Genomic DNA, 11,408 nt, shown 5'->3' on the forward strand with positions numbered 1-11,408 from the left:
AAGGTAAGGGTTTTGTGGCTTTTCTCGCTCCCACAGGTGCAAGATTTTGAGAGAATCGTGCTTCAAAACCTTGCGTCTTCATCGGCCCGCGTCCTGTAGGGGCGAAGCATTCGGATAAAAAATCTACGGTTTCACCGATAGGTTATTGCCCGAATGCTTCGCCCGTACTTTTTGCCGCAAACCCTAATTAGGGCTTGCTGAATAAATCTAAAAACCTTGTTAGATTAAGGCTTTTTCAGGGGGAAAATTCACACCCCACACCCCACACCCCACACCCTGCCCCCACCAACAAACTTTTTCAGCAAACCCTAATTATTACCCCGGATTCTGTGCAATTAAAATAACTGTTTGCATTAGTCCGACTAGAAGACCGAGAATACCACCGAGATTAACAATTCCCTGTAATTCCTGTTTAACAATGCCTTGAATAGCATTTTCCAGATCAGCAGGGGAAGTAGCATTTACCCGATCGCGGATCACCTGATCGATGTTGAGAATCGGGATAATTTGGGCGACTAATTTCTCTAAATCTTCCTCTAGATAACGCTCTAAAATTAACGCTAACTCTTGACTAATTACCCCTAATGATGTAGTCATTGACCCTGAAGATTGCAGACGATTAATAATTAAATTAGCGATTTGATCCCAGTCGATCGTTTGTCCAAAATCTTGCAGAAATTGTTCGCCACTTTCTTGAATATAAATTCGCACCGTATCCCTGGTGGTTTTACGCAATTGTCTGACGGTGGAGATAGGTAAATTTTGTAAAGAGATACTTTGTAACCAGTTTTTCAGACGATTACGCATCTCTAAAGATAGTAATAATTCTTTGATTCTGGTGTTAGCTAAATCCTTTTCATCAAGGCAAAAAGTGCGTAAGCGGGCCAGGGCATTGCGTAAACCGAATAAATTGGCTACTACCCAATAGGTTCCACTGGTTTTTTCCCGAAATCCTTCATCGATAACTTGAATATTGCGATCGGTTAAAAAATCGATCAAAGCTAGACGGATAACATCAGCAGGTAAGACGGTTTCTAATAGCCAATCGGAGAATTGTCGCGCCTGTTGTTCACTGAGAGAAAATTCCAAGACTAGGCGATCAAAAATTTGATTGATCTGTTTTTCTAAAAAGTCCTGTCGTCGGGCTAAAACTTTTAGTAATCTCGCTAAAGATTCCCCGAATAAATCATGAAGAATTGCCGCCAAAATCTCGGCGGTTTTTGCTTGCCGATCGCCTTTTATTTGTTTTAAAGCTAATTGTAACAGCCAGAGTATCGCCCCCTGTACCCTTTCCGTGTCGAGGAGTCGTTTAGCCAGTTTTTGTAGTTCCTCGGGGGTTAACAGGGAACCCATGATCGTATCCGATACCCGGACAGCTAATCGATCTTGATTGCGAGGAATTAGCCCCGGGGTGAAGGGAAGAGGACGCTTACCGATATAAATCGCCTTGTAGGGACGAAATAGCATTTTTATGGCTACATCGTTGGTAAAATAGCCAATAATTGCCCCCGCGATCGGCGGTAATATCCATGTCCAAAGAGTAGGGAGATTCAATTTAGCAGCAAAAAATAAACGGAAATGTCAGTAGGTTATTTCTTCAAGACTAACACTCCCATCAGTCCTGCTAGGAGTGGATAGTGAACAGCGCTGGAAAATCCCGACTGATAGCCTAATTTTACCTGTTCTGGGCCCTGGGGAAAGCGATCGATACTGGGACTAATATAAGCGTACTGGTCAGTTAAACCGTAACGCTCGGCGGCGGGAACGACGATATGATCGAGATACCAGTTTTGGAATAATTTGGCGATGGTTTGGGTAGGTTGATGGAAGTCCAGAATCGCCGCTGTAGCGCCCGGTTTCAGGACTCGGTATAATTCCCCCAAAGATTGGGCAATATCGACCACATTGCGTAATCCATAGCCAATAGTGGCACAATCAAAGCTAGAATCGGCAAAGGGTAAATTGAGGGCATCCCCCTCCATCCAGTTAATATTAGTGGCGCTAAAACGTTGACGGGCGATTTTTAATTGTTGTGGGGAAAAATCTAGTCCGATCACTTTGCCAGTTTTACCCACTTGTTTTGATAATAGGTTAGTCAGGTCGCCGCTACCACAACAGATATCGAGGGCAAAATCCCCTTTTTCGGGTTGACACCATTTGACTGTCATTAATTTCCAGATACGGTGTAATCCTAAACTTAATTCTTGATTGAGGCGGTCATATTCGGGAGCGATCTGATCAAAAATTGCTTGTATTTCTGTGGAGTTAGGTGAGGATTGATTGGACATTTTTATAATATGGCATCAGAGAAAATCCCAGATGAAGTTATACCATTCTATCCTAAGTAGCTGGTTATAATTAAATTAAAAATGGATTTTAGGTTCGATCCCCCCTTAATCCCCCCTTGATAAGGGGGGTGCCGATCCCCCTTAATAAGGGGGGCATCGGATAATTTTTAACGCCTACCTACTTAGGTTACGCTTCATCTATCTGATCATCTCCAGGCCGCAGTTCGATCGAGAGGCCTTCCCGGGCCAGAATAGTTTGAGGCAGAATCTTTCTTGCCTCTTCCCCAATGCGATCAAGAAAATCGTCATTATGGGCCGGATCGTGATGAAATAGAACTAACTGCTTAACTTGCGCTGCTTGAGCGATTTTGACTGCTTGCTGCCAAGTGGAATGACCCCAACCCACCTTAGAATACTTAGGATGGTTGTATTCCTCATCGGTGTAGGTAGCATCAATAATCATCACATCCGCTTGCCATGCCAAAGCCAAAACGTTATCATCAAGGCGATCGGGAAAATGTTCGGTATCGGTAATATAAGCTGCCGATAAACCCTGCCAATTTACCCGATAACCCACCGCTTCTCCTGGATGATTTAAAGGACGGGTTTCGACGCTGACATCGCCATAGTGGAGGGTTTCGCCCATTTCTAGATTATAAAATTCTAAATCAGCCCGCATAATCTGCAAAGGCACGGGAAAATTAGGATGTAACATCTGATCGTGTAATCTTTGCTTGATGGTTGCCCCGTTGGGGGAGGGAACCGCGTAGATATTAAAGGTATTGCCCCTGATAAAAGCAGGGGTAAAAAAAGGAAAACCTTGAATATGATCCCAATGGGAGTGGGTGAAAAATAAATGGGCTTTCACTGGACTTTCTGCCATCAAAGACTGTCCTAGTAGGTGTAACCCCGTACCACCGTCAAAAATTAATCTTTCTCTACCGACTTGCATCTCCACACAGGAAGTATTACCACCATAACGAACGGTTTCCGAACCAGGACAGGGGATACTTCCCCGTACTCCCCAAAATTTGATCTGGAAGCAATTGTAGGGCATATCAGAGGTTTCTCTACTTGTGCTGATGGGCTAATAGTTAGATTAGCACTCTTCTACAATATGAGTCCGTGGCCTGATGACAAACACGATGATTTACGATAGTGGAAAAGTATTATAGTTTTCGGGAAAGCAAGGTATGGATTTACAGAAATTCTTAGAAAAACTGCCCCAACAGTATCAGGATTGGGGATCGCCTCTAATGTCGCCTATTTCCGAGCAATTAACCCTTTTAAGCCAAAAAACCGCCTCCTATCCTGATCGCAATCTCTTTACCCTGCTCAATCTAGCCGTTGCCTGTCTGCAACCGGACGAGGTTTACTGTCAGGTGGGTTGTTTTCGTCGCGGTAGTTTAGTCGCCGCTTTCTGCAATAATAGCGATCGCTGCGGTTATGGCGTAGAAGCTTTTTTTAAATACGATCCATCGGGAGAAAAGCTAACTATATTATCTGAGGATTTGGAGGATTTTCAACTATCAGAACAGATATTTTTAAGCGATCAAGAAACGGAAAACTTTTTCGATGATCTGGAAGAATTAAACAGTGAAGAAAAGCTGGGAGTTTATTACTACGATGCCGCCGAAGACTATCGCTCTCTCTTTATCTCCTTACTTTTAGCCAAAAAATTCTGGTCTGATTCCGCTTTAATTATGATCAATAAATGTCAGCATCCTGCTCTCCAACAGGCCATAAAAGATTTTATTAAAACCCATCCCCAAGCCCAGATAATTTTAGATGATCAAGTCGCTAATCACGGTTTGCTTGGTTTGAAAAATATTTGTTTATTAGCTTGGAATGCTCCCCCAGGGATAACAGCGCTAAAATCCCCGAAAAAACTGGTTTTAAATGTGGGTTGTGGTCCCTATAATCCCGAAGCTTTACCCAAACTATTCCGCGATGGTAATTGGCAAGAAATTCGCCTCGATATTAATACTGCTGTTAACCCCGATATTTTAGGAACGATTACCGATTTAAGTGCTGTTCCCGATAACTCCGTCGATGCGGTTTTTTCTAGTCATAATCTAGAACATATTTATCATTACGAAGTTCCCATCGCGCTGGAGGAATTTAAACGCATTCTTAAACCCGAAGGCTTTTTGATGATCGTGGTTCCCGATATGCAAACCGCCGCCGAATTTGTCGCTAGAGGCGATATGGAAAATGAACCTTTATATATTTCTCCCGGTGGTCCTGTGCGGGCTTTATGGATGTTTTACGGCATGGGAACAGAAGTCCCCGGAATGCCCTATATGGCTCATAAAACCGGTTTTACATCCCAAAATCTCAACCAGAAATTACAAGAAGCAAATTTTGCCAGAGTCGAGGTAATTCGCACGGAATTTGAGTTAGTTGCTTTTGGGTATAAGTGAGGAAAGATTAGCAAAAATTGCCCGCAATTGTGGGGCGATTCTTTCCCTTTGATTGATTAAATAAATACTAACGAGGGTTAAAGATACCCCCGCCCATTGCAATATGCTTAACATCTCACCGAGGAATAAATTCCCGAAAGTGAGGGCAAAAACCGGAGTTAAAAAAGTTAAAGAACTTAAACTGGTTAAATTGCCCTTGGCGGCTAAATAAAAGAATACTCCATAGGCGATTGCACTACCAAAAATAGTGGCATAACTTAAAGCTAACCAACCATTTAAATCTACATTTTGCCATTGATGGGATTCGGTGAAACCTGAAGCTAAAAATAGCGGCAATCCTCCTAAAATCATGTGCCATCCGGTGGCGCTGACGGGATCCGCATGACGACAGACAAACCGGATTAACACTGTTCCCACCGCCATGGATAGGGAAGCCAAAAGCATGAGCATTTCGCCGCTATTTAGTAATTCCTGCCAGCTAAAGTCAATATTTACCGCTTTTTGTCCAAAAAAGTCATAAAACCATTGATCGGGCAAGCCAATTAAACTAATTCCCCCAATTCCTAAACCCAATCCCAACCATCCCCAGACACCGATAACTTCTTTAAATAGCCAACTGGACATTAAAGCCACCGCTAGGGGTTGGGAGTCAATAATTACCGATCCTAACCCTGCCCCGGTGCGATTTAATCCCAATGCCAGAAAACTTTGAAAAAGAGTGCCATCCATGAGAGCAAAAAGGGCAATCCATAACCATGCTTGCAGGGTTTTGGGCTGAGGACGACCTAAAAACCAAGCTACCATTAAAACTAACATTCCGGCGGGAACCAGGCGAATTGCCGCCATAAATAGGGGGGTGGTGTGGGGGATAACACCCTTCATCGCTACCATCGCTGTTCCCCAGAGAAAAAACGGTGAGATAAGTAAGAGGGGCGAGGATTTCTTTAAATCTAGGTTTTCCATAGGTAAGTAGCTGGTTATAATTAAATTAAAAATGGATTTTAGGTTCGATCCCCCCTGCCCCCCTTGATAAGGGGGGAAGCCGAAGGCGGGGGGATCCCCCTTGATAAGGGGGGTGCCGATCCCCCCTTAATCCCCCCTTAATAAGGGGGGTGCCGATCCCCCCTTAATCCCCCCTTAATAAGGGGGGTGCCGATCCCCCCTTAATCCCCCCTTAATAAGGGGGGCATCTGATAACTTTTAACGCCTACCTACTTAGCGATCGAGTTTTGTAGATAACAAATTTCTCTAATTGTATAGTAGAGACTGGGGATCAGCCCTTAATTCTCCTGACTTTCTTCTAACTGATTTTCCTCTAAAGCTGTTATTGGTTTTTCTTCCCCGTAACTGATCCAGATCGCAATCATTCCGGCGATAGGAATGGAGAGAAAAACCCCTAATAATCCCGCAATTCTTTCGCCGATAAAGAGAGATAAAAACAAAATTACTGGGTTTAATTCTAGGGCATTGCCCATAACTTTAGGGCGAATAATATTATCTTGAATTTGCACCAAGACAACACAGACAATAAAAGCTTTAACGGCAATTGCTAGTCCCTGGGAGGTAAAAGTCAAGATAGTTACTAACAAAATGCCCAGGGTTGCCCCGATACCCGGGATAGCATCAATAACACCGAGAATACCCGCTAAAATTAGCCCGTATTTGATTCCTAATAGGGAAAAACTCAAGAAACTCGTCACCGATAAAAAGAGCATTAACAACAGTTGCCCGCGAATAAATCCCAGAAAACTTTGTCGAAAAGACTTGGCAAAACGCTCCCGGTATGCTGGGGGGAGAAGTTGCAAAAAACCTCGCCAAAGTTTATCACCATCGATGAGCATATAAACACTGATCACCGCCCCGAAAATGCCCGTAAAGACACTGGAAAAAACTCCCTGTACGAGCGATAAACCTGTGGCTAAACCGGTTTGTAAGCTTCCCACCATTTTATTCCAATCTAATCGATCGAGAAAGTCTTGAAAGGGTAAAAAATCTTTTTGACTAAGGGCATCGGTAAGATTGAATAGTAGTCCTCTCCCCTGATTAACTGCTTCTAATCCTATGCCTGTGACTAATCCAAATAGGAGGATAAAAGCTGCTAGGGTGGTAATAGCAATGGCTAGTCCTCTCGGTAGATAACGGGATAACCAAACCACAGGATAATTTAATAGGGCGGCCAGAATCGCTGAACCAGTAAAAATAGCGATCATCCCGTAGAAATAGTTAATTAAGATAATTAGACTCCAGCCACAGCCAAATAATAATAGATAGCGCACTAGAATCGAGTTATTCAGAGTTTTCCAAAAGGAGCTAGAAGGGGGCATAAATCAAGCCAGAAATAGGATTTTAACATTTAGAATTGTTTTAACAAAGCTTCCCGCATGACCGAGACGGGGACGGGTTGACCTAACCAGATTTCTAGTGCGATCGCTCCCTGATTAACTAACATTTCTAACCCATCAATAATTCTTATCCCTCTAGTCTGGGCTAACCGGAGAAATTTGGTCGGCCGGGGATTATAAATTAGATCGTATACGATCGCCGATGGGGGTAAAAGATCTAATAATTCTAACTCTATTGGGGATTGTTCGCCCTGGGGGGACATTCCGATGGGGGTAGAATTAATCAGGAGTTCTGTGATGGATAGCAGCCCCTCTAATTCGTCCCAGCCATGCACTTCTAGGAGGTCATAGAGGCTGGTATTCGCCCAACTTTCTTTAAAAGGATCTAATTTCTTTTGATTGCGTCCTACCACATGAATTTCGCCACAGCCCAACTGGGCGCAAGCCACCACTACCGCCCGGGCAGCGCCGCCATTGCCCAAAATAACTGGATTCACCTGACTCCAATCTTTGTCAAGGGATTTCAAGGGTGCGAGAAAGCCATCCACATCGGTATTTGTTCCCTGCCAGCCGGTTTCCGTGCGCCAGACGGTATTAACTGCGCCTACTAGCCTGGCTTTCTCGGTAATTTGCGATAATAAGGGAATAATTGCTAATTTATGGGGAATCGTGACGCTAAAACCCTGTAGATCGATGGCGGACAAACCAGCGATCGCATCTGTCAAATTTTCCGGGGCGATCGGGAGGGGAAGATAGACATAATTTAGCCCCAAGGCATCGATAGCGGCATTGTGCATGAGGGGAGAAAGAGTATGGCCGATGGGATCGCCGATTACGCCTAATAACTTGGTTTTTCCGTTAATAATGGTCATAAAAAAGGTGGGCTTTCCCCACCAAAGTTTAATCTTAAGGGTAGCCAATGCTCCCCTTACTATACTATTTCTTGATTTCGCGGGCCATTTTCAGGAAAGGATTGATATTGTCATCGTTAGCGCGACGAACGTTATCATTAGCACCATTAGCCTTACTATTAGCCTCGGAAGTGGCCGATTTTGCCACAATACCGTTATCGGTGACTTTGCTGACTTCCATAGAAGAAATCTGTTTAATCGATTCGCCACCCTTTTTATTCGAGGCAGTTTTCGGGAAAGTACGTCGGATCGTGATCGGTGTCCGCATAAAGTCGATATTACCGAGAGTTTTAGCGTCATCGGGTTCCAAGTAAAAAGCCTCTTTCGGTTCCGGTGCGCTCATATCCATCGGTTCATCGACGTATTTCGTCTTATTGCCAAACAGGCCAAAGAATCCAGCCATTTTCTCGCTCTCCTAAATAAATATATTTACCATAAATTGCTACTCATTGTTAAATAATATCAATATTTATGACAAAAAGCTAGGTAGCCATCTATCAGTGATCAGTGATCAGTAATCAGTGATCAGATGGGAGTTTTCAGTTCACTGTTTACTGTTTATTGTTTACTGATCACTGAAAAGCTTCCCACACCCTACACCCCACACCCTACACCCCACACCCCATCACCCCATCACCCCATCACCCTACACCCTACACCCCACACCCCATCACCCCATCACCCCATCACCCCATCACCCTACACCCCGCACCCCAATCAACGCTGTTCTAACCTACGACTGGCTAGGGACATAGAATAACAGAAAATCCAGTAAATAAACGCCAAAAATAGATAAACTTCTGGATAATCGCCGATAAATTTCGGATTAGCCAAAACCGATCCTGCCATACCCAAGAGATCCACCAGTCCCACGATCGCCAGTAGGGAAGTATCCTTAAATAAACTGATAAATTGACCAACAATAGCAGGAATGACCGCTTTTAAAGCTTGGGGTAGAACGATCAATAATAAAACGAAAATCGGTTTTAAACCCAAAGCTCTGGCCGCTTCAATTTGACCTTTGGGAATCGCTTGTAAACCACCCCGGACATTTTCGGCCAGATAGGCTGCTGCAAAAAGGGTAAATCCGGCGATCGCTCTGATCACCCGTTCCGGTCTCGTCCCGGCGGGTAAAATTAAAGGTAACATCACCTGGGCCATGAATAAAATTCCCAACAAAGGTAAACCGCGCAATAATTCGATATAACCAATAGATAGCCAACGAATTGCTGGTAATTCACTCTGTCTCCCTAGGGCCAATAATACTCCCAAGGGGAAAGATAAAATCATACTTGCGATCGCTACTAATAAAGTTAAGATTAAACCACTGAGATCATCGAGGGGAATTGCCTTTAAAAATAATCCCCCCAATAGTAACCAAGCAATTAAAGGTAAAGTCAATAACCAAATCAATCCCCACCAGCGTTGGAGAAAAGCGGGACAATCGGGGAAGCGACCCCGGTTTAATTGCCAAGAAAACAGCGATAAAGCCGCAATTATCGTTAAAATCAGCCAAATTCGCCATATTGACTGCTCTGGATAACGACCGACCACAAATAAACCGAGATTTTCCGTCACTACAGCCCATTTTGCCTGAGTTATCGCCCAATCGAGAAAACTTAAGCCACCCCAGAGGCTGAGAAATAGACCCGCAAGGGTTAAGATGACGTTGTACCAAGTGTTAAAGAGATTTTTTCTTAACCAGAGTCCCATAAAATTCCCTAACCTCCACAGTGGTGATCATTGTACTTTTTCAGTACAATGGTGCTAAGTAGGAAGGCACAATTATTTGTAGGATGGGTTAACGGTAGCGTAACCCATGCGGGCGTTGGGTTTCATGCTTCAACCCAACCTACGTTCATCTTATATTTAATTCCACCCACCCACTTATTAGAAAAATTCAGACTGATTTTCGACCATGAACAGTTGCATTTTAATGGCTAAAATTGTCCGTCGTCCCGAATTACGTTATACCCAAGATAATCAAACTCCCTACGCTCAAATGTTAGTCGAGTTTTCTGCCAATCGTGCCGAGGCAACCCCGACTAATTTAAGGGCCGTAGCTTGGGGAAATTTGGCCTCAGAAGTCGCTCAGAACTATCATGAAGGTGATCAGGTAATTTTAGAAGGTCGTCTCTCGATGCAGACGATCGATCGTCCCGAAGGTTTTAAGGAAAAACGGGCCGAATTAGTCATTAGTCATCTCTATCATCTTGACGGCAGCATGAGTAGCGGTGAAATGACGGCCCCGACTCCAGAAAAAGTCGTGCCAATCAATACCCACAAATCGAATAAAACCCCGGTGGAAAAACCCGTCGCACCTGTCTCCACTGGGGACTTTGAATACGACGCATCCTATGAACTTTCTAATCCTTCCGCTTGGCAACCCAGCGACACATCGGTGGAGGAAAATTTAGACGATATTCCTTTCTAATCACCCCAACAGATTTAATGGCTCTTCTCGATTTTGTCTGATAATTTTTGCTTATGGAATCGTGAAATGCTTATCGGGCAAGACTTTAAGCGCTATTTTGGCGGATATTCTATCAGTATAGACCTCGTTTCCACACAGAAACCAGAAGAGCCAGTTCTTGCCTTCTAACCCCCTAACTCCCCACCATTGATACTTTTCTTTTGTTGAACGTAGCTCTGAAAATCGGCGAGGGTCAGTTCATCTAACCACTGGTGTCGCTCGGCGGTGTAATCGCCATGGCCGACTTCCAATTGTTGCAGGAAGCGGAGCATTCCCACCACCCCCAAAGAGTCAACTAAAGCTTGATATCCTTGTTTTCTCAGTTCAGCTAATTTCATTGCCATCCTCCTGTAAAGTCGCCATCAACCAAATCACGGGATTCTCTACCGTTACGTTAATTGAATCTCTATATTGTTGAGCTTTTCGCAGCAGCCTGTCATCGGTGGTCAGGAAAATATCAGCGCCCCCCGCTTCAGCAAAAGCCAGATGTAAGGCATCATAAAACTTAAAACCCAGTTGGGAGGTACGAAGTAGGGGCAATTCATGAATTGCCCCTACTGGCGATGGGCCTTTCCCTCGATACCATCCAACGGGCAGCTTCTACAGTAGCTTCTTGCCAAAATTCGGCATCAGTAGCAGCTATATCTGAATAATCGATATCAGAATCTTTCATCTGACCAAGGATCTTTAATTGTTCCTCTCTCGACATACTCATAGTAAATAATCACCTAAGTAGGTAGGCGTTAAAAATCATCAGATCCCCCCGCCTATCGGCACCCCCCTTATCAAGGGGGGCAGGGGGGATCGAACCTAAAATCCATTTTTAATTTAATTATACTTTGCACGGCTACAACTTGCATTTTTTACTCAAGGACAATAATATAGTTTAAGAGTCATAATTAGAAGCAAAGCACTCATTAAAAACATGATTAACCTAGAATTCACGGAAGAAGAAAAGAACTCACTGTATT

Annotated in this window: 13 protein-coding genes; 2 read left to right on the plus strand and 11 right to left on the minus strand. The window is 43.9% G+C overall.

Going from position 1 to position 11,408, the window contains the following annotated elements; genetic code table 11:
* Positions 1-315: 315 nt before the first annotated feature.
* The 3 genes from IM509_RS18220 to IM509_RS18230 form a co-directional block, all read right to left on the minus strand.
* Entirely contained in the window at positions 316-1,554 is a 1,239-nt protein-coding gene (locus tag IM509_RS18220; protein WP_036395313.1) for a DUF445 domain-containing protein, read from the minus strand.
* Between the two features lie 35 nt (positions 1,555-1,589).
* Complete coding sequence (ubiE, locus tag IM509_RS18225; RefSeq protein ID WP_072926419.1) at positions 1,590-2,288, minus strand: bifunctional demethylmenaquinone methyltransferase/2-methoxy-6-polyprenyl-1,4-benzoquinol methylase UbiE; 699 nt, start codon at positions 2,286-2,288, stop codon at positions 1,590-1,592.
* Between the two features lie 187 nt (positions 2,289-2,475).
* Positions 2,476-3,345 carry an MBL fold metallo-hydrolase gene (locus IM509_RS18230; protein WP_185237834.1) on the minus strand — a complete coding sequence of 290 codons (870 nt, stop codon included), beginning with the start codon at positions 3,343-3,345 and terminating at the stop codon, positions 2,476-2,478.
* A 136-nt stretch (positions 3,346-3,481) separates the two neighbouring features.
* Here IM509_RS18230 and IM509_RS18235 point away from each other — a divergent pair, with 136 nt between their 5' ends.
* The gene (locus tag IM509_RS18235; protein ID WP_185237833.1) at positions 3,482-4,711 is read left to right on the plus strand and encodes a class I SAM-dependent methyltransferase; all 1,230 of its coding nucleotides are present in this window, start codon (positions 3,482-3,484) and stop codon (positions 4,709-4,711) included.
* Here the strand turns inward: IM509_RS18235 and IM509_RS18240 are convergent.
* From IM509_RS18240 to IM509_RS18260, 5 genes are all read right to left on the minus strand, one after another.
* Positions 4,688-5,674, minus strand: coding sequence for a DMT family transporter (locus IM509_RS18240; RefSeq protein ID WP_052277888.1), 987 nt, complete (start codon positions 5,672-5,674; stop codon positions 4,688-4,690). The genes IM509_RS18235 and IM509_RS18240 overlap by 24 nt on opposite strands.
* A 317-nt stretch (positions 5,675-5,991) precedes the next feature.
* Positions 5,992-7,035 carry an AI-2E family transporter gene (locus IM509_RS18245; protein WP_072925523.1) on the minus strand — a complete coding sequence of 348 codons (1,044 nt, stop codon included), beginning with the start codon at positions 7,033-7,035 and terminating at the stop codon, positions 5,992-5,994.
* Between the two features lie 29 nt (positions 7,036-7,064).
* Positions 7,065-7,925 (minus strand): shikimate dehydrogenase, encoded by an 861-nt coding sequence (locus IM509_RS18250; RefSeq protein ID WP_052278552.1) that lies wholly within the window; start codon positions 7,923-7,925, stop codon positions 7,065-7,067.
* 64 nt (positions 7,926-7,989) lie between these two features.
* The gene (locus IM509_RS18255; protein WP_052277890.1) at positions 7,990-8,367 is read right to left on the minus strand and encodes a hypothetical protein; all 378 of its coding nucleotides are present in this window, start codon (positions 8,365-8,367) and stop codon (positions 7,990-7,992) included.
* A gap of 314 nt (positions 8,368-8,681) precedes the next feature.
* Positions 8,682-9,677 carry an amino acid ABC transporter permease gene (locus IM509_RS18260; protein ID WP_052277891.1) on the minus strand — a complete coding sequence of 332 codons (996 nt, stop codon included), beginning with the start codon at positions 9,675-9,677 and terminating at the stop codon, positions 8,682-8,684.
* 205 nt (positions 9,678-9,882) lie between these two features.
* Between IM509_RS18260 and IM509_RS18265 the strand changes: the two genes are divergently transcribed.
* Positions 9,883-10,398: a single-stranded DNA-binding protein gene (locus tag IM509_RS18265; protein ID WP_072925511.1), complete on the plus strand. Its 516-nt coding sequence runs from the start codon at positions 9,883-9,885 to the stop codon at positions 10,396-10,398.
* Positions 10,399-10,562: 164 nt separating this feature from the next.
* On the opposite strand, the gene IM509_RS18270 is transcribed toward IM509_RS18265, so the two are convergent.
* The 3 genes from IM509_RS18270 to IM509_RS18280 are packed head-to-tail and all read right to left on the minus strand — an operon-like array spanning position 10,563 to position 11,152.
* Entirely contained in the window at positions 10,563-10,775 is a 213-nt protein-coding gene (locus IM509_RS18270) for a hypothetical protein (protein ID WP_002758270.1), read from the minus strand.
* Positions 10,762-10,977, minus strand: a complete 216-nt coding sequence (locus IM509_RS18275; RefSeq protein ID WP_002758272.1) for a PIN domain-containing protein — start codon at positions 10,975-10,977, stop codon at positions 10,762-10,764. The genes IM509_RS18270 and IM509_RS18275 overlap by 14 nt, the downstream gene beginning before the upstream one ends.
* Position 10,978: 1 nt before the next feature.
* Positions 10,979-11,152, minus strand: a complete 174-nt coding sequence (locus IM509_RS18280) for a hypothetical protein (protein ID WP_167341563.1) — start codon at positions 11,150-11,152, stop codon at positions 10,979-10,981.
* Positions 11,153-11,408: the final 256 nt, after the last annotated feature.

This window comes from Microcystis sp. M31BS1 (assembly GCF_020245285.1).
Classification (GTDB): domain Bacteria; phylum Cyanobacteriota; class Cyanobacteriia; order Cyanobacteriales; family Microcystaceae; genus Microcystis; species Microcystis panniformis.

What these genes read in the sequence shown, in the direction of transcription:
- IM509_RS18260 (WP_052277891.1), bottom strand. Translation starts at nt 9,677, where the DNA reads ATGGGACTCTGGTTAAGAAAAAATCTCTTTAACACTTGGTACAACGTC.
- IM509_RS18235 (WP_185237833.1), top strand. Translation starts at nt 3,482, where the DNA reads ATGGATTTACAGAAATTCTTAGAAAAACTGCCCCAACAGTATCAGGAT.
- ubiE (WP_072926419.1), bottom strand. Translation starts at nt 2,288, where the DNA reads ATGTCCAATCAATCCTCACCTAACTCCACAGAAATACAAGCAATTTTT.
- IM509_RS18240 (WP_052277888.1), bottom strand. Translation starts at nt 5,674, where the DNA reads ATGGAAAACCTAGATTTAAAGAAATCCTCGCCCCTCTTACTTATCTCA.
- IM509_RS18230 (WP_185237834.1), bottom strand. Translation starts at nt 3,345, where the DNA reads ATGCCCTACAATTGCTTCCAGATCAAATTTTGGGGAGTACGGGGAAGT.
- IM509_RS18255 (WP_052277890.1), bottom strand. Translation starts at nt 8,367, where the DNA reads ATGGCTGGATTCTTTGGCCTGTTTGGCAATAAGACGAAATACGTCGAT.
- IM509_RS18245 (WP_072925523.1), bottom strand. Translation starts at nt 7,035, where the DNA reads ATGCCCCCTTCTAGCTCCTTTTGGAAAACTCTGAATAACTCGATTCTA.
- IM509_RS18280 (WP_167341563.1), bottom strand. Translation starts at nt 11,152, where the DNA reads ATGAGTATGTCGAGAGAGGAACAATTAAAGATCCTTGGTCAGATGAAA.
- IM509_RS18270 (WP_002758270.1), bottom strand. Translation starts at nt 10,775, where the DNA reads ATGAAATTAGCTGAACTGAGAAAACAAGGATATCAAGCTTTAGTTGAC.
- IM509_RS18250 (WP_052278552.1), bottom strand. Translation starts at nt 7,925, where the DNA reads ATGACCATTATTAACGGAAAAACCAAGTTATTAGGCGTAATCGGCGAT.
- IM509_RS18265 (WP_072925511.1), top strand. Translation starts at nt 9,883, where the DNA reads ATGAACAGTTGCATTTTAATGGCTAAAATTGTCCGTCGTCCCGAATTA.